Genomic DNA, 17,011 nt, shown 5'->3' with positions numbered 1-17,011 from the left:
TTGCCCAACTGCTGTTGGTAGCCTTGCTGTCCCTGTCGCACCTGGTGCGGTGCTGCGATACACCAGTGGCGCAGGAGGGCATTCGTCAATTGTCGGCTAGATCCAGAAGCGTGCTGACGGCGTCGTCAAGCATGTGACGAGTGAGACGTCCGGTATTCGTGTTCTGACGGCTGACGTGGTAGCACCCCAACACGACGATGGCAGTTCCATCGGGTCGGACGAGTTGAGTGCGAGTGCCGTGGCCGAAACGCGGAGCGGGGCGGGGGACTTGCCATCCAAGACGACGGGCGGCTGCCAGGGTTGAGGTCCAGGCTATTTGGCCTAGGCACATCGCTGCATGCAGGGTGGTTAAACGCGCCAGCTCATCATCAAACCAGATAGCGCAGGTACGCTTTTCGTCGGGTCGAGGCCAGTTGTCTGGCGGCGCGCAGTGCACCGGGGCGATGATGCGACAGTCGCGAAGGGCGAGACCATCAGCCGCGTCAATACTGTGCGCCTGCGAAGCAATGCCGGCGTCATATAAAGCCCGGTAAAGCCAGTCTCCGGACTGGTCCCCGGTGAACATTCGTCCGGTGCGGTTAGCGCCGTGCGCAGCGGGAGCCAGGCCGATGATAGCCATGCGAGCGGATGGGTCGCCGAATGATGGTACGGGCCGTCCCCAATAGGGTTCGTGACGCCATTGAGCGCGTTTAGTGACGGCCGTGTCCTCACGCCACTTGACGAGGCGCGGGCACGCGCGGCATACCGAAATAGCGGCGTCGAGGTCCTCAAACTCGCCGCAGTGGGCAGCGATTCTTGCTACATCCTCGGCGTTTTTGGCGATGGGGGTGTCCGGTGATGCTGGGTCTCCTGGCCACCCAGTACCGGGCGTTACCGGTGACTCGAAGAGGTTGTCAGTATGTGGATGGGGGAGTGCTGTCATCGCTACTTCTCAATGATGCGGTCGTGCTGAGTGGGGTCTTGGTTGAAATGCTTGATGTGGTGGCGTCGGCTCATGACAGCTGTGACGACGAGGATCGCCGCCACTAAGGCGTTGGTCACGATGGCAGGGATGAGGCTCGTTACGGTGCCAACAGCGATGAGGGCGAGGATTGCCCCTAAACGTCTCCAGGAGGCATGGCCGGTGACCTTATGAGCCTGCCAGGCCTGGGCAGCAAGGTAGAGGATGGCTCCGCCGCAGGCTAGAGCCGCCAGGATAAGACTGCCAGAATGTGTGGGTTCGTCGATGACGATTTCGTCGGAGACGGCAAGGGGGATGAGTCCCAGAGCAAGTACTAATTGCACGGTGATAGACGTTGCTCCCGACTCTGCTGGGTTGTCATGCTCCTGGGGATCAGTTTCTAAGATGACCTCGATGTCCCAGATGTAAAGCCACCATAGGGCGAAGAATGTCACGATCGAGGCGACTGCGGCTGCCAGATTGAGTAAGTGGAACCCGGCTTGGTGAAGCCCGGTAACAATGCTGACGATCTGCTCACCCAGAGCCAAAATAAGGAAAAGCCTAATGCGCTCAAGCATGTGAGCGGTGTCGAACTGCCATTCCGTCGTATCAATGTCATTGTTGTGGCCCAAAGGGTGACGCAGGAGCATTCCCATCACCTCGACGATGACTGCCCCGAGCCACACCCACAGCCGAATACCCGGCTCGACGAATACACCGATAATCCATCCGATAGCCGAGACGCTGTGCCACACCATGACGTTGCGGGAGCGGACGTTCATCTCCGCCCGGCCGTGGATAGACCATGTGAGTGCTACTTGGCCCAACTGAGCGATGAGATATGGCGCAACGAACGCGAGGCACCCGGATCCATCCTCGAACGCCACGGGAATGCCGGCTGCCATGAAGATCCCGAAGAACAGCACGCACAGAATGGGACGGCGCGCGGACTTGTTCTCGGTGATGGTGCCGGTGGCAGAAAAGGTGGTGTGGGCCCATAGCAGGTAGAGCGGGACCCAGAGCACGACGGTTTCGACACCCCCGCGCCAGGACACGTCGTCGTGAAGCGTGCTTGCCAGCTGCCCGATAGCTGCGACGAAGACGAGGTCGAGCAACAGTTCAATGGCGGTGACTGCGGTCGTCCGCTCCGCCATACTGGCGGACCCGCCGTCCTCACCCGGTGTGATCGGCTCACTCATAGGCCCTCGATGCTATAGGTGTCATGTCACGTGCGTATTCCATTCGCAACGATACCGATCGCTACCGGGAGAGGGCTGACGACTCAACGAGATTATCCACAATTCCAATATCTATTGGACACTGTGTGTCTTGACCCTCGGCCCATCTGTATGATTGCATTTACGGATGCAAGGCGTTTCAAAGCTGGGGGAGAGATGATGAAAGAAGGCGGCATCGAGATTATCCCTGGCTTCGTCATCGCTGAAGCAGAATTGCGAGAGAGATTTTCACACAGTCCTGGCCCTGGTGGCCAAGGCGTCAATACAGCCGATTCCAGAGTGGAATTGATGTTTGATGTCAGGAATTCAGGTGCCGTCCCAGATCAGCTACGCCCGGTCATCATGTTGGCACTGAAGAATCGACTCGTAAACGGTGTGTTGACGGTTGCGGTTCATGATCAACGGTCTCAGCTTGCGAATCGCAAGCTAGCTCGCGCTCGTCTCGTCGGACTGTTGCAAACGGCGTGCATCCAGCCGCGGCGGCGTCGCGCCACCAGACGTACTAGTGGATCCCAGCGTCGCCGCTTGGAAGCTAAGAAGCGGCGCGGTGAGCTCAAGAGGAATCGTCAACGTCCGACTTGGTGACGAGGTGTTGTCTCCGACGGTGCAATATGCCCGTTGTGTGTGGGGGCAGTGCGAGGAGATGGTCCCAGGCGCACCGCGCGGTGTCGTTTCTGTAAAATGACATAATGTACCTTATCGGACAGTTGGGCTAGGGGCGCAACTAGTCCAGTTGAAAGCTGCGATGATGTTACCCTTAGCGCCCGCGCTCGCACGACCTCTGTTAGGCTTTTGGCCGCCTTGAGTAACGGGCTTTTATCCTGCGATTGGAGATTCACCGTGAAGAAGTCATACCTCGTAACCCCGCTCATTGCTGGCGCACTGATTTTGCCGACGGCACTGCCTGCCACGGCTGCTCAGGCTGATGTTCCTGCCTCCGCTGCTGTTTCGACCGTGAACAAGACGAAACTGACCGCTGATCAGGTCAAAGCCGAGCGTGCTGCACTTAACTCGCGCATTAACATGCTCCGAGAGACCCAGAAGGCCATCCCTGGGTCGGAGTACGCTGACCAGATTGAGGACCTCATCAAGACCGCTCTGGACCTCAGCGGTGCTATCGACACGATCGCTCACGGTGGCGTTCCGGCCTATGACCCGGCCACCATCGTGCCCCGTGTCCATCTCGCCATCGACGCTGCTGATGCTATCAAGACCGGCAACACCACATTGCAGCACAAGGTCAAGAAGGCCCACGTCGAGCTCGGTCTTGAGATTGCTAAGTCGGCGGTCGTCGCCATCAATCCGGCGAGCTCCGTCGCCCAGATCCAAGACGAGATCAAGGCTCTCAAGGCTCGTATTGACAAGGTTTCCGGCTACCCCGACCTTGGCAAGAAGGATACTGCGACCATCGCCTACAAGCAGACTCTGCGCAAGACGATCCACGACGTTCGCGTCGGACGCAACAAGAACATCGTTGGTAAGAAGGATCAGGCCGTCGTCGACACCCTGAACAAGGAAATCAGCAAGGCCGATAAGGTTCGTGCCAACGCGAAGTCCACGGTGGCTCAGGTTGACACCGCTGTCGATCAGCTTCGTGCCGCCTACCAGGCCGCTCTGGACGCCCCCGTCAAAGAGAAGAAGTGATCGTCACAGCTTCGTGACATCTCGCAAGGGCCGGCCATGAGGAGGAATCCCCGTGGCCGGCCTTGTACGTCCTTGTGTGTCCGTGCCCCATGCCAGATATAGAGGTGTGTCTTGCGGTGATGTTGCGGATACATTAGTGAGGTGCAGCTTGATATTCGCGGACCGGTGATGCGCGGTGAATAACTACTTGGTCGCGCGATCCTTCAACGTTCTGTACATCTGGATTGACACAATCCTGCTCTTAGCCTTTGTGTGCATACTGACGCGATTACGACGCTGGGCTGCTCTCGTCGTCGGGTTGCTCGGTGGCGTCCTCTACTTCATCGTCGACTACGGATTGTTCTATGTTCTGCTTGGAACACGTACCGTCATCGGGATGAGCATCGTGCCGCTGGAGTTCTGGCTGTCTTTCAGCTACGGCATCACGAACATGGCGTGGATGTGGCTATGGTTCGACGAGCCGGACAATCGTTGGGAATGGTCGATCCTTTTCCCTACCGGGTGGCTTACCAGTGCTTTGGTCAGTCAAGGGTTCGGGGGTGCTTTCCATAGTGTGCACATCGCGCGTCATGTCAGCAGCTATCACGGCATCATGGTCGTTTTCGCGCTTGCTGGGTACGCATGGCTTGCGATTCACAATTTGCGCCATCCCGATGAGCGCTATTCGATTCGCTCAGCGTTGACGATCGGCATCGGCATTCAGTTCACCTGGGAGGCAGTGCTGATGATCTCGGGCATCAGACCGTTAGCTTGGCACCCGCTTGTTATCGATTCCCTCATCGAGACGAATCTCGGCGCACCGTTCATGTTGCTCATCGTGAATGCTTGGCGCGTGCGCCACCCGAAAGGGTCTCTGGTTCCACTACCCCGCGCCAGACCATCGGCGTCACAGCGCAGAGCCATGTGAGGGGTCTGAAGCTGATCTGCAGGTCTGTTATCGCTATCTAGCGATAACATCGTTGTATGGCAATTAATGCTGTCGATGAACCCGACGCCGAACTCGATGACCTCACCCGTTTGGCGGCCTTCTTCAAAAGCCTCGGTGACCCCCACCGACTCGTCATTGTCAAACATCTGTTCTGTGGTGAACATCGCGTCACTGATCTGGTCGCACACCTCGGGCTGGCTCAATCGACGGTTTCGTCCCACGTCGCTACGCTGCGAGACGCTGGCCTATTGGCAAGTCATGCTCATGGCCGGGCGATGTATTACACGTTGGCGCACCCGAAACAAATTCGTCGTCTGATACTGCTAGCTGACACTCTGGTAGGTGACGGCGGCCAATACGCTGGGCAATGCGGCGAGCCGGACGTTGAACACTGTGATGAACCCGATGATGATCAAATCCGCGGCACTGAGAACGCAGCGAGGGCAGAATGTTGAGCAGCCACCAGCACGATCACGCCCTATCCTCTGACGCGGATTCCCGATACCTCGTCGCTGCGCTCACACTCCTGACGGCTTTCATGATCACGGAGATCGTCACAGCCGTCATCTCGGGATCGTTGGCGCTGCTGTCTGACGCTGGCCACATGCTGTCGGATATAGGCGCCATCGCCATTGCCTTGTGGGCTGCGAGACTCACTCGGCGCCGTCCGCAAGGATCGTGGACTTGGGGCTGGAAACGAGCCGAGATCATTTCGGCGGCGGTCAACGGCGTCACGCTACTCGTGGTGGCTATCGTCGTCGGGGTCGAGGCTGTTCGACGGCTGATCACTCCCCCTCCCGTCGGCGGAGGGCTGATTATGGTCATTGCCGCTGTCGGCGTCGTCGTCAATGTCGCGGTGGCCTGGCTGGTGGCACGAGCCAATCGCCGTAGCCTCAACGTTGAAGGTGCCTACCAGCACATCCTCACCGATCTGTTCGGGTTCATCGGCACCCTGGCGGCAGGCCTCATCATCGTGGTGACCGGGTGGACCCGTGCGGATGCCATTGCTTCCCTCATTATTTGTGGTCTTATGCTCCGCGCAGCGTGCTCCCTCCTTAGCCAGACAGGGCGGATACTTATGGAAGTTGCGCCTGCCTCCCTTGATCTCAATGAGGTGCGGCATCATCTTATGGACCTCGACCATGTGAGATCGGTTCATGATCTCCATGCGTGGACGGTGTCGAGCGACCTACCGGCACTCAGCGCCCACATCGTCGTTGAGGACTCCTGCTTCGCCGATGGTCATGCCCCCATCCTCTTGGCGCAGATCCAGCAGTGCCTGTCGGGTCACTTCGACCTCGACCATTCGACGCTACAGCTAGAACCGCCCCGGCATGCCGGCACCGAAAACCAAACGATGTGACGCGAGGGGTCCTAGCCCAAAGGCCAGGACCCCTCGGTCAGGTATGACTACTGAGCCGTAACGCAGGTCGCAGGGATCATGTCACGGAAAGATCAGAAGTTGATCATGTGTCCCTCGACGCCTTCGGCAGCGTCCTTGAGGGCCTCCGACAGCGACGGGTGCGCGTGGATGTTACGGCCGATCTCCTCAGCGGTGATGTCCCACAATTGTGCCAGGGTCAGTTCGGGAAGCAACTCAGACACGTCATGGCCAACCAGCGAGGCACCGAGAAGCTCCCCGTGGCGGGCATCGGCGACGATCTTCACGAAGCCGGTGCCATCACCCAGACCCCACGCCTTGCCATTAGCGGCGAACGGGAACTTGGACACCTTAACCTCGTAACCCTTCGCACGAGCCTGATCTTCAGAGTAACCGAAGGAACCAACCTGCGGCTGACAGTAGGTGGCGCGCGGGATCATGTCGTAGTTGATCGGCATGGTCTGCGCCCCCGCAATCGTCTCGGCGGCAACGACACCTTGAGCCTCGGCGGTGTGGGCCAGCATGAGCTTGGCGGTGCAGTCACCAATGGCGTAGATGCCATCAACGTTGGTGCGCATGAAGTCGTCAATCTCGATGGCACCACGCTCGGTGAGCTTCACGCCGGTGTTCTCCAGTCCGTAACCCTCAACGCGCGGGGCGAACCCAACGGCTTGCAAAACACGGTCGGCCTCAATGAGCTTGGAGTCCCCACCCTTCGACGGCGAGACGGTGACCTTGACCTTGTCACCGGAGTCATCAATGGAATCAACCTTGGTGGAGGTCAGCACCTTAATGCCGAGCTTCTCGTAGGCCTTAGCCAGCTCGGCCGAGACTTCCTTGTCCTCGTTCGGAACCATACGGTCGAGGAATTCAACAATAGTCACGTCGCAGCCATAGTTAGCCAGCACATAGGCGAACTCAGTACCGATAGCTCCAGAGCCGGCGATAACGATGGACCCGGGGACGGTGTCGGAAAGGATCTGCTCCTTGTAGGTGACGACCCGACCGGAGAGCTGGGTGCCCGGTAGAGTCTTGACGACCGAACCGGCGGCGATGATCGCGTTGTCGAAGGTGATCTCGTCGGTCACATTGCCGCCAGAGTCCTTAACGGAGATGGCCTTGGGGCCAGTGAACTCCCCCCAGCCGTTGAACTCGGTGATCTTGTTCTTCTTCATGAGGAAGTGGATGCCCTTGACCATGCGGGCAGACACCTCGCGGGAACGGCTGAAGGCTTTGCCGAAGTCGACGGTGATGTCCCCACCAATACCGAAGGTTTTGGCTTCTTTGGTGACGATGTGGGCTAGTTCCGCGTTGCGCAAAAGTGACTTGGTGGGGATGCAGCCAACGTTGAGGCAAACACCTCCCCAGTATTCCTTCTCGATGATGGCGGTCTTCTTACCGAGCTGGGCGGCGCGAATGGCGGCGACATAGCCGCCGGGGCCGGCTCCAAGGACAACGACGTCAAAGTGTGAGCTCATGGGTAACACTCTAGTGGGAACATCGGCCTGTGACGAAGATCTCACTGAAGAGATCTCAGCTGGCTCGCCTGACCAGTTTTCCCCGAGGGTAGGAACTCAGATCTGATATATCCTGGTCGGGAAACGAGTTGTCGTCGAAAGGATCTGCTGTGGACAACATCACCCCAGCTTCGGTTGGTCGCCTCATCCGCGACGCACGCAAGCAGCATGGAATGACGCAGAACCAATTGGCGGAGATCCTGAAGACCTCCCAGAGCGCTATTCACCGGGTGGAGTCAGGCACGCAGAACCTCTCCTTGGAGTACATCAACCGCATCGCGGAGGCGTTAGAGTCCCCCATCATCACCCAGCCGGGAAGCGGAACCATGAACTACCGCATTGAGGGTGGTCATCAGCTCTCGGGCTCGATCGAGGTGAGGTCCTCCAAGAACGCCGCCGTTGCGCTGTTATGCGCCTGCCTCATCAACAGGGGTCGTACCGTGCTGCGCGGTATCGCCCACATCGAGGAAGTTAACCGCATCCTCGAGGTGCTCACCTCCATTGGCGTCACCTACGAATGGTCTGCTGATGAGCGTGACCTCACCCTGATTCGTCCGGCTGAGCTCAACCTCGACGATATGGATGTTGAGGCTGCCCGGCGTACCCGAAGTGTCATTATGTTCCTCGGGCCATTGATGCGGTTCTACGACTCCTTCAAACTGCCTTACGCCGGTGGCTGCAACCTCGGTGCTCGAACTGTCGAGCCCCACCTGCAGGTGCTACGTGCTTTCGGTCTTGACGTCGTTGCTACCGAGGGCTTCTACCGGTGCCACGTCACCGATCGCACTGTTAAGGAGCGCCACATTGTCCTAACCGAGCGTGGCGACACTGTTACTGAGAATGCTCTACTGGCTGCTGCCCAGACCCCTGGCGTGACCGTGCTGCGTAATGCCAGTCCGAACTATATGGTTCAAGACCTGTGCGTGTTCCTATGCCAGCTCGGCGTGCAGATTGAGGGCATCGGAACGACGACCTTGCGAGTCCGCGGCGTCGAAGAGATCGACGTCGACGTCGAGTACGCTCCATCTGAAGACCCGATCGAGGCCATGAGCCTTCTCACGGCGGCGGTCGTTACCAAGTCGGAGCTGACGATCACTCGTTGCCCGGTCGAGTTCCTTGAAATTGAGCTGGCGATCCTGTCCGAGATGGGCTTGGACTTCGACCTCTCCCCCGAGTATGTCTCCCATAATGAGTTCACTCGTCTGGTGGACGTTACGGTGCGCCCCAGCAAGTTGCGGGCGGTAGCTGACAAGATCCACCCGATGCCTTTCCCGGGCCTCAACATCGACAACCTGCCGTTCTTTGCGGTGATTGCTGCAGAAGCAGAAGGCCAGACCCTCATCCACGACTGGTGCTACGAAAACCGTGCCATCCACTTGCTTGACTTGGGCAAACTCGGCGCTGACGTTCAGCTGCTCGATCCGCACCGTCTCATCGTGCGAGGTCCGACCCGTTGGCGTGGCCGTGAGCTCATCTGCCCGCCGGCCTTGCGCCCTGCTGTCTGTCTTCTGTTGGCGGCCCTAGCTGCTTCGGGAGAAACAACTTTGCGCGACGTCTACATGATTAACCGCGGTTACGAGGATCTCCCGACCCGGCTTGGGGCGTTGGGAGCCAAGATCACCGTCTTCCATGGCTGAGCTGCGGCGTCCTCGGGCCACCAGTCCAACTCGTCACCGGAATGGGCTACGGTGCGCTCGAGGACGGCATGTACGACACCAGCTGCCTTGCCGAGCGCGGCATCCAGTGGCTCACCCTTCACCAATCCTGCCGTGAGAACTGCGCTGGTGAGGTCGCCTGCACCGTTGAAGTGACGGTCAAGGAGAGGGCCGTGAGTCACGACGGCCTTCTCCCCTGTCACACCGACCATCGCGATGCCATCGCCATCATCGTCGTGGTAAGGCACCGAAGTGACGATGACAAGGCGCGGCCCGGTAAGACTTTGAGCCGCTCTGATGATGTCGTCAAGGGCGCGCGGCTCGGTCCCTGTCAGGATCCCCAGCTCGGCGAGATTTGGCACCACGACATCGGCGTGTTGAACCGCATCCTTCATCAAGGACACGGTCTCGTCTGGGACGTAGGCTCTGAGCTCGCCGTTTGGAGTCATGTCTGCCATGACGGGGTCACAGACCCATATCGTGTCGCAGTGGTGGGCACGGCACTTCTCTACGGTTCGCAGCACCGCTGGCCCGGTACGTGGTGTGAGGTATCCGGACAGCACCGCGTCAACATGTTTGAGTTCGCCATTGGAGTCAAGGGCGTTGACCATGGCGTCGATCTGCTCGGAATCGATGGGGATACCAGCGACGCTGGAACGTCCGTTGTGATTGGACAACAACGCTGTAGGCATCCCCCAGGCGCGCACTCCCATAGCTCGCATCACGGGAACAGCGATGCTGTTGCCGACGGTTCCTTGGACGACGTGGGACTGCAGCGATAAGACGGTGACGCTCACGCTAGGCCATGGTAGCGGCCACAGTAGCCACGTATTCGAACCTTCTTCGGAGCAGAATGGAGTGTTGTGAGAGCCATTGACCATCCATATTGTCACAGTCCGTTCATCGTGTTAGCCCATCGTGGTGGTGCTGGTATGGCCGTCAACAAGGGGATCGAGAACACCCTTGCTGCTTTTAGCCACGCCGTCGAGGTGGGATGTACCTATCTTGAAACTGATGTTCATGCGACCAGCGATGGAGTGCTGGTGGCATTCCACGATCCGATACTCGATCGCGTCACTGAGTCGAGCGGTGTCATCGCCGCCATGCCGTGGCACAAGGTAAAACAAGCCAAGGTCGGTGGCGAACCCATTCCCACCTTGGACGAGATTCTCGACGCCTTTCCCGAGGCGTTCATCAACATTGACATCAAGCACGATGGTGCCACAGTGCCGCTCGTTGACGTTCTTTCCCGTCACCGGGCCTGGCATCGGGTCTGCGTCGGGTCGTTTAGTAGTAGACGCATCCAGACCTTTCGTCGCCTCGTTCCGGAACGTACCGCGACTGCGGTGGGGCCAGTTGGAGTCGGCTGGGCTATCGTCGGCCCTCATAGCATGCAGAGGGCACGGTCTCGCGGGGACGCGTATCAGGTGCCGCATCGCCTGACCCGATATGGCGTCCCCTTGGTGACGCCGACCTTCATCGATGCTGCTCATCGTCTGGGGCGGGCCGTTCACGTCTGGACGATTGACGAAATCTCTGAGGCTCGCGAGCTGATGGATATGGGGGTCGACGGCATCGTTACAGATCGTCCTGACCTAATGTGTGAGTTTGCTCGCGTTCATCAACCGAAGGACGCGCCGACTCTCATTCCGCGATGATCCCGCTGTGATGGCTGATATTGACGACCGCCATCGTATGTCTACGAAGTGAACGTCCAATCCGATGGTCGGTCCTGCTCCCCGAAACTTGTGGCTTGTGGGATGCTGGGATTATTGAGGCCCAACCTGGGCCTGATGCCTACAAGCAGGAGGGAGCATCATGGCCGACCGTGCGCTACGAGGCATGGGTTTGGGATCCAAGAGTTTCGAGGATGAAGAAGGCGTTGAGATGGCCGAACGTCAGCAAATTGGCTTCGACTGTCAAAACGGCCATCACTTCGATCTCACCTTCTCTACCGAGGCAGAATTGCCGAGCTTGTGGGAGTGCCCGCGCTGCGGCGCTGAAGCGTTGCGTAGCGACGGCACTGATCCTCAGCGGAAGAAGCAGAAGCCGCAACGCACCCACTGGGACATGCTTACTGAGCGTCGCTCAATACCCGAACTCGAAGAACTACTTGCCGAAAGGCTGGACGAAATCCGTAAAGAGAACTGATCCTGCCGAGGCCGGGTGGCTCATGGCGAAATGCGCTCCGGGGACGCGAGCCACGGAGCGCATCTCATCTCGTCATGAGCGACGAGAACGACGCTCCTTGATGTCACCGGCGACCTTCTCGGCCCGATCCAAGGCCACGTGGCCAAGATCCTTGAGCTGATGGGAACGGTAATCAAGTCCCCACATCGTGGTGCGCAGCAACGCCTCAATGACGATGTCTTTGCTCATCTTGGAGTTGCCGTACTCACGCTCGATGAACTCGATCGGGGCCTCAGCGACAGTCATGCCCTTCTTGAGGGTGCGCCAGGTGAGGTCGAGCTGGAAGCAATAACCAGCTGAGGCAACGTCGTCAAGTCCGATGGCACGCAAGGTGTTAGCACGGAAAGCGTTGAATCCACCGGTGGGATCTTTGACGCCAATTCCCAGGCACATCCGCGTCCATAGGCCGCCGCCTCGAGAGATGAGTTCGCGGTATTTTGGCCAGTTGACTACCGAGCCGCCCCTGACGTAGCGGGACCCCTTGACCATGTCGGCGTGCTTAAGGGCTTCCAGCAGCAGCGGCAGCTGCTCAGGCTGATGGGAACCGTCGGCGTCCATCTCGACTAGGACGTCATAGCCGTGGTCAAGGCCCCAGTGGAATCCAGCCAGGTATGCGGCCCCCAAACCTTCCTTGCCCTTGCGGTGCATAACGTGAACGTGATCGTCAGCCGAGGCAATGTGGTCGGCAATCTCTCCGGTACCGTCCGGCGAATTGTCGTCGGCGATCAGGACGTCGACTTGTGGGTTGGCGCGGCGGGTCCGCGCGACGATGGTCTCAACATTCTCGGCCTCGTTGTAGGTCGGAATGATGACAAGGACCTTGTCGAGCCGGACTTCAGTGTCGGTGGCGGACATCCCTCTCCGATCTGTTGTGATTCGCTTGTGCGAGCATAGCGCGACGGCGTTGCAGCAACGACACCGCGATGGCCCCTGCTGCAATAACGAGGATGATGACCCGCAACCGCGGTGCAATTCGTACCCCCATGGTAAGACCGGACTCGAGAGGCATAGTCACCGTGAAGTGTGTATGGCCTCCCTCGTTAGTGCGCACCGCGACGGATCCGTCAGGGTTTACCAGCCCGGAGAAGGAATTCGTGGTTGAGACGACGATATGGCGTCCGGTCTCAATCGCTCTGGCCCTGGTGATCTGCCACTGTTGCGGTGTCTGAGCGGTGTCGATAAAAGACGAATTGTTGGATTGGACGACCAGGATCTTCGCCCCGTGGCGCACTGTGTCGGCGACCGTGCCGTCATGAGCCACTTCGAAACAGACCACCACGCCAACCGGGACCTTCTGACCGGCGATAGTGGCATCAAGGACACCTGGGGTCGTCCCGGGAACGGATTGTCGTCCGATGTTTCCTAACACGGGAATGAGCGGAAGGAAGAAGGACCGCGCGGGAATCCATTCGCCGAACGGCACCAGGTTGCGTTTGTGATACGTCGAAGTGGGCTGTGGTGACGACGGTGGCCACCACATCGATGCCGTCTGACGCTCATCCTTACCGGGACCGTCAGTCACAGCGCCAACCAGGATCGGTCGATTCGAGATAGCCAGCGCGCCCATGACGATCTGGTGACTCTCGAAATCGAGTACTGGATCGATATCGGTGGAATTCTCTGGCCATAACACCATGTCGGGGGCAGGGGTGCCAGACGTCTTTTGCTCCGCGACGGCCATGATCGTCTGGGAGAGGTGATTGTCGGTGACCGAGCGTGCATATCCCATCGCGTATGGGCCGGCGGTTCCGTCCACTCCCCCCTGCACCACCAGGACTCGCGCGGAGCGTTGGTGTGGAATATGACGGTGCGCGATAGTGACGCAGACAGTCCCCACCAAGGTGACGGCGAGAAGTTCCCCGAAGAAAGCGATGCTGGCGCGACGCCGACTGCCGTCCTGGGCTGAGACGAGATGGGCCAAGAGCCCCGCCGCCAGGGCCACGAGGAAGCTGGTACCGATGCTGCTCGCCCATCTGAGCACACCGACCCATGGCGTGTCGACAACGGTCCATGCCAGGCGTACCCAACCGAATCCACCCAGTGGGACGGCCGCGGCCCCAATCTCAGTGGCCGTCCACACCATTGCTTGCCACACCGGCGCCCCCGGTAAGACGCTGACACACCGAATCGCCCACCCGGCCAGCAGACACCACAACGCCATGACGGCGATAAGAAGTATTGCTACCGGCGGGCCCATGACGCCAACCCATGCAATGGTGGTGGTAAACAGACCGATGCCAAAGAGGTATCCCAGTCCGGCCGCGGCCCGACTGGTAGTGCTGCTCATCAGCACGATGGACGCGGCGAGACCGGGAATAACTAGGATCCACCAGTTCAGTGGCTGGAAGCCAGTACCGGTCGCGACGCCGGCGAAAACAGCGGCCGCGCCACGCAGCCACGAAGTGCGCCGCAGGTAACAAATCACCGGGTTCCCAGCATGCCGAGGTCGTCGAACACGGTGTCGAGGACGACGACTGTCTCTGTGCCGCAATGACCTTCTTTGCGAATACGTGTAAGCAACTGATCGAGGTGACTGGCGCTGGGCGCTTGGACTCGTGCCAAATAGGACGCCGCCCCGGCGATGGAGTGACAGCCCCGCACCTCGGGGAAGGTTCTCAGGACACCGGGTATTGTGTCGTCTTCTTCGGGATCGACGGGGTTGAGGAAGATGAACGCGGTGATACCCGCACCAATTGCCTCGAGGTCCAGGGTGGCGTGATATCCGGTGATAATCCCCTTGGCCTCAAGGCGTTTAACGCGTTGTTGGGCGGCTGAGGTCGATAGGCCGGTCTGGTGACCGAGCTCAGTCCACGACATCCGACCATCTTTCTCAAGCAGGCCGAGGATGTGACGGTCGGTGGCTTCGAGGATCGGCGATCGATCCTCGTCCTCCTCGTCGTGGTGCTTGGTCATGAATAGTTCCTCCCTGTCCCCAGTTCGACCCAATGGGATTTCAGCACGTGAATGGTTGATTCGGCGGGCAAATTTGGTGCGGCAAATCCTACCCGCGATGGTCGTCTCTCGCCGTCCAGGCACACCCTGTTCTCTAGGCTTGCGAGCCAGTCTTCGAGGTTAGCGACCTCCGAAGCGGACTGCCCAGGGGCGTCATGCCAGGCATGCAGCGGATCGTGGGAGGTCGGCACCCTCCCGCCCACGATCTTAAAGCGGTTACGCCAGTACATGAAGTTCGGTGCCAGGAAGGATAAACAAAGTACCGATACGTCTCGTTGCGCCCGGAAAGCCACTACTCTCTTTGGTGTGCGCATGATAGATCTCGCGGGCCTCGAACGCGTCTTAAAAGGTATGGCGGGCTGCCCCCGGGTGGTGTGTGCTGGTTCTGGTGCCACTCCCCTGGCTCTCCTTGACGTCGCTGACCAGTGTCTGGAGACGTGGCGATTGGCATGTGTCAACGCCCCGGTGGGCGTGCCGACACGCAAGGGAGTCACGCACGAGACGGTCTTTATTGGCCCCGGGACCCGCCACGCTGAGAGCCTTGAGTATGTGCCGTGCCGGCTGAGCCTTGCCCCACAGCTTTACGAGAACCGCTTCGCCCCGGATATTCTTCTCCTCCACACCAGCACACCTCGTAACGGGGTGGTGAGCATGGGTATTGAGGTGCAGGTTCTCCCTGCTGTATTGGAATCGGCGAAGCGCCGAGGAGCCACCATCATTGCCCAGGTCAATCCGAACATGCCCTATGTTTTCGGGGATGGAATTGTTGACGTCGGTGATATCGATATCGGAGTCCTTGTCGACACTCCGTTGCCGACGGCCACCATGCCGTCGCCCGGCCCGAGTGCGCAGCAGATTGGCAATCTTGTAGCATCCCAGATACCAGACGGAGCAACTCTTCAGGTGGGCATCGGCGCCGTTCCTGACGCCGTCGTGGCGATGCTGCCCGATAATCGAGCCTTCGGTGTGTGGACCGAACTACTTACCGACTCGATCCGCCTGCTTGAAGAGGCTCATAGCCTTGACGACCGCCCCATCACTGGAACGTTCGCCATGGGAACGCCTGCCCTTTACGAATGGTTAGATGAGAATCCGAAAGTACAGTTGCTGCGCTGCGAGAAAACGAACAATCCGAGTTTTATTTCAGCCCAGCCGAAAATGGCCAGCGTCAATGCGGCCTTGCAAGTAGACCTGTTCAGTCAAGTTAACGCAACCCGGGTGGGCGGAAAAATCCATTCCGGAATCGGAGGATCAACTGATTTCCTGGTGGGGTCAATGCACTCTCCTGGCGGACAGGCACTCATTGCCATGCCGAGTTGGCATCCCAAAGCTGACTGCTCAACGATCGTCGGACTCTTGGACTCCCCCGCGTCGGCGACCCAGCCCTCGGCTGTCATAACCGAACAAGGTATCGCAAATCTTTTCGGCAAATCTCAAGAGGAACAGGCGCGACAACTCATCGACAATGCTGCTCATCCTAACGCCCGGGGAGGTCTCTGGAGCGCGGCCAAAGAGCTATCCCTGGCCTGATACCTGGCCGTTACGTGGCCGGGACATTGACACCTAGCAACGCGGCGAGGACCGTGATGACGCCGCGCTCAGTGTTCGGCGGGGCAATGTACTTCGATGCCTTGACGATGTCGGGATGGCCGTTGGCCATGGCAAAGGACCACTTCGCCAAGGGCATCATCTCGAGGTCGTTGAGAAAGTCGCCAAAGATGGCGGTTTGGTCGGCAGTGGCGCCAAGATCGCGCTGGACGGCCTCGACGGCGCTGCCCTTGTTGACTCCTGGGTTCATGATGTCGACCCAGTTAGGGGTGGCGAGGATGACTTGGTGCTCGGGGGCGACGCGCCTCATCGTCGGATAGGTGACGTCCGAGGCCTCCCCGAAGTCGTAGATGGACAGTTTGATCACATCGTCGGTGTATTCGGTGAGGTCCTTGACGACCTTGTGGCTGTGGTAATAAGTCGCTACATGGGAGACGAAGGGCTCATCTCCGCGCTCAAGGTAAGCGATGGATTTAGTGGCGGCGACCAAACCGACGTCACGACTCTCGTCGCGAAGCTGCCGGACTCCTGTAATCACCTCGTGGGCCAGGCTAGGACTGATGATCGACGATGAGATATCAACTCCGTCACGGACGACGTAGGTTCCGTTCTCCGCGATAATCGGCATGCCCTGCAAGTGCGAATGGAACATCGTGGACAGCGTGGTGCATTGGCGACCTGAGGCTGGTACGAAGGCGATGCCACGATCTCGCATAGTCTCCAGCAGGGGCCATAGCTGCGAGGGAATGTTCCCGTCACGGTCAAGGAGGGTCCCATCCATGTCGGTGATCACCAGACGAAGGTCCTGCGCGGGAGCAGGAAACGGGGTTGGATTCGGCATGTCCACGTGGTCAGGATAGCGAAACTGTCACGCTGTGCTTGTGGTACAAGTACCGCACTGACTATGCGTGGGCGATGGCCTGCAGTGCAACGGGCCGATCGGAGTCCAAAGCATCTGTGGTGGCGTTCAGTATGCCTGCGGATTAGGCTCACCGCCGTGCCTTCATCGTCCCATGGC

At 59.2% G+C, this 17,011-nt stretch carries 16 protein-coding genes and 2 pseudogenes; 9 read left to right on the top strand and 9 right to left on the bottom strand.

The window, feature by feature from the left end:
* Positions 1–85: 85 nt before the first annotated feature.
* On the bottom strand, positions 86–922 hold the full coding sequence (locus A5483_RS12545) for a uracil-DNA glycosylase (protein WP_002548715.1): 837 nt from the start codon (positions 920–922) through the stop codon (positions 86–88).
* 137 nt (positions 923–1,059) lie between these two features.
* Positions 1,060–2,094 (bottom strand): annotated as a pseudogene (locus tag A5483_RS06030) (low temperature requirement protein A); the annotation flags it as partial.
* A 243-nt stretch (positions 2,095–2,337) separates the two neighbouring features.
* Between A5483_RS06030 and arfB the strand changes: the two are divergent.
* The 5 genes from arfB (at position 2,338) to A5483_RS06005 (ending at position 6,113) form a co-directional block, all read left to right on the top strand.
* Positions 2,338–2,763 carry an alternative ribosome rescue aminoacyl-tRNA hydrolase ArfB gene (gene arfB / locus A5483_RS06025; protein ID WP_063811237.1) on the top strand — a complete coding sequence of 142 codons (426 nt, stop codon included), beginning with the start codon at positions 2,338–2,340 and terminating at the stop codon, positions 2,761–2,763.
* A gap of 255 nt (positions 2,764–3,018) precedes the next feature.
* The gene (camp4, locus tag A5483_RS06020; protein WP_063811236.1) at positions 3,019–3,822 is read left to right on the top strand and encodes a CAMP factor pore-forming toxin 4; all 804 of its coding nucleotides are present in this window, start codon (positions 3,019–3,021) and stop codon (positions 3,820–3,822) included.
* Between the two features lie 175 nt (positions 3,823–3,997).
* Complete coding sequence (locus A5483_RS06015) at positions 3,998–4,729, top strand: hypothetical protein (protein WP_063811235.1); 732 nt, start codon at positions 3,998–4,000, stop codon at positions 4,727–4,729.
* A 56-nt stretch (positions 4,730–4,785) separates the two neighbouring features.
* Positions 4,786–5,205, top strand: a complete 420-nt coding sequence (locus tag A5483_RS06010) for an ArsR/SmtB family transcription factor (protein WP_002548422.1) — start codon at positions 4,786–4,788, stop codon at positions 5,203–5,205.
* Positions 5,199–6,113 (top strand): cation diffusion facilitator family transporter, encoded by a 915-nt coding sequence (locus A5483_RS06005; protein WP_002548716.1) that lies wholly within the window; start codon positions 5,199–5,201, stop codon positions 6,111–6,113. The genes A5483_RS06010 and A5483_RS06005 overlap by 7 nt, the downstream gene beginning before the upstream one ends.
* 92 nt (positions 6,114–6,205) lie before the next feature.
* Here A5483_RS06005 and lpdA read toward each other — a convergent pair whose 3' ends face one another.
* Positions 6,206–7,609, bottom strand: coding sequence for a dihydrolipoyl dehydrogenase (gene lpdA / locus A5483_RS06000; RefSeq protein ID WP_063811234.1), 1,404 nt, complete (start codon positions 7,607–7,609; stop codon positions 6,206–6,208).
* A gap of 149 nt (positions 7,610–7,758) precedes the next feature.
* Here lpdA and A5483_RS05995 point away from each other — a divergent pair, with 149 nt between their 5' ends.
* Positions 7,759–9,285, top strand: coding sequence for a helix-turn-helix domain-containing protein (locus A5483_RS05995; protein WP_002548668.1), 1,527 nt, complete (start codon positions 7,759–7,761; stop codon positions 9,283–9,285).
* On the opposite strand, the gene pdxY is transcribed toward A5483_RS05995, so the two are convergent.
* Entirely contained in the window at positions 9,222–10,100 is an 879-nt protein-coding gene (gene pdxY, locus A5483_RS05990) for a pyridoxal kinase (RefSeq protein ID WP_082864002.1), read from the bottom strand. The two genes, A5483_RS05995 and pdxY, sit on opposite strands and share 64 nt — an antisense overlap.
* A 66-nt stretch (positions 10,101–10,166) precedes the next feature.
* Between pdxY and A5483_RS05985 the strand changes: the two genes are divergently transcribed.
* Both A5483_RS05985 and A5483_RS05980 read left to right on the top strand, forming a co-directional pair.
* Positions 10,167–10,961 (top strand): glycerophosphodiester phosphodiesterase family protein, encoded by a 795-nt coding sequence (locus A5483_RS05985; RefSeq protein ID WP_002548605.1) that lies wholly within the window; start codon positions 10,167–10,169, stop codon positions 10,959–10,961.
* A 160-nt stretch (positions 10,962–11,121) separates the two neighbouring features.
* On the top strand, positions 11,122–11,454 hold the full coding sequence (locus tag A5483_RS05980; protein WP_002548372.1) for an RNA polymerase-binding protein RbpA: 333 nt from the start codon (positions 11,122–11,124) through the stop codon (positions 11,452–11,454).
* 72 nt (positions 11,455–11,526) lie between these two features.
* Here the strand turns inward: A5483_RS05980 and A5483_RS05975 are convergent, their stop codons facing one another.
* The 4 genes and pseudogenes from A5483_RS05975 to A5483_RS11890 form a co-directional block, all read right to left on the bottom strand.
* Positions 11,527–12,348 carry a polyprenol monophosphomannose synthase gene (locus A5483_RS05975; protein WP_063811233.1) on the bottom strand — a complete coding sequence of 274 codons (822 nt, stop codon included), beginning with the start codon at positions 12,346–12,348 and terminating at the stop codon, positions 11,527–11,529.
* On the bottom strand, positions 12,329–13,918 hold the full coding sequence (gene lnt, locus A5483_RS05970; protein ID WP_063811232.1) for an apolipoprotein N-acyltransferase: 1,590 nt from the start codon (positions 13,916–13,918) through the stop codon (positions 12,329–12,331). The genes A5483_RS05975 and lnt overlap by 20 nt, the downstream gene beginning before the upstream one ends.
* Entirely contained in the window at positions 13,915–14,406 is a 492-nt protein-coding gene (locus A5483_RS05965; RefSeq protein ID WP_002548877.1) for an Lrp/AsnC family transcriptional regulator, read from the bottom strand. The genes lnt and A5483_RS05965 overlap by 4 nt, the downstream gene beginning before the upstream one ends.
* Positions 14,403–14,715: pseudogene (locus A5483_RS11890) on the bottom strand (methionine biosynthesis protein MetW); the annotation flags it as partial. The pseudogene A5483_RS11890 and the gene A5483_RS05965, both read right to left, overlap by 4 nt.
* 42 nt (positions 14,716–14,757) lie before the next feature.
* Here A5483_RS11890 and A5483_RS05960 point away from each other — a divergent pair.
* Positions 14,758–15,975 (top strand): acetyl-CoA hydrolase/transferase family protein, encoded by a 1,218-nt coding sequence (locus A5483_RS05960; protein ID WP_063811231.1) that lies wholly within the window; start codon positions 14,758–14,760, stop codon positions 15,973–15,975.
* Positions 15,976–15,985: 10 nt separating this feature from the next.
* On the opposite strand, the gene A5483_RS05955 is transcribed toward A5483_RS05960, so the two are convergent.
* Positions 15,986–16,834 (bottom strand): HAD-IIB family hydrolase, encoded by an 849-nt coding sequence (locus A5483_RS05955; RefSeq protein ID WP_042842576.1) that lies wholly within the window; start codon positions 16,832–16,834, stop codon positions 15,986–15,988.
* Positions 16,835–17,011 lie beyond the last annotated feature (177 nt).

This window comes from Cutibacterium namnetense (genome assembly GCF_001642025.1).
Taxonomy (GTDB): Bacteria; Actinomycetota; Actinomycetes; order Propionibacteriales; family Propionibacteriaceae; genus Cutibacterium; species Cutibacterium namnetense.
This window is presented reverse-complemented; position numbering and strand designations above follow the sequence as displayed.

Coding starts and splice junctions, on each gene's coding strand:
- A5483_RS12545 (WP_002548715.1), bottom strand. CDS start 922: ATGACAGCACTCCCCCATCCACATACTGACAACCTCTTCGAGTCACCG.
- arfB (WP_063811237.1), top strand. CDS start 2,338: ATGAAAGAAGGCGGCATCGAGATTATCCCTGGCTTCGTCATCGCTGAA.
- A5483_RS06010 (WP_002548422.1), top strand. CDS start 4,786: ATGGCAATTAATGCTGTCGATGAACCCGACGCCGAACTCGATGACCTC.
- A5483_RS06005 (WP_002548716.1), top strand. CDS start 5,199: ATGTTGAGCAGCCACCAGCACGATCACGCCCTATCCTCTGACGCGGAT.
- lpdA (WP_063811234.1), bottom strand. CDS start 7,609: ATGAGCTCACACTTTGACGTCGTTGTCCTTGGAGCCGGCCCCGGCGGC.
- A5483_RS05980 (WP_002548372.1), top strand. CDS start 11,122: ATGGCCGACCGTGCGCTACGAGGCATGGGTTTGGGATCCAAGAGTTTC.
- A5483_RS05975 (WP_063811233.1), bottom strand. CDS start 12,348: ATGTCCGCCACCGACACTGAAGTCCGGCTCGACAAGGTCCTTGTCATC.
- A5483_RS05965 (WP_002548877.1), bottom strand. CDS start 14,406: ATGACCAAGCACCACGACGAGGAGGACGAGGATCGATCGCCGATCCTC.
- A5483_RS05960 (WP_063811231.1), top strand. CDS start 14,758: ATGATAGATCTCGCGGGCCTCGAACGCGTCTTAAAAGGTATGGCGGGC.
- A5483_RS05955 (WP_042842576.1), bottom strand. CDS start 16,834: ATGCCGAATCCAACCCCGTTTCCTGCTCCCGCGCAGGACCTTCGTCTG.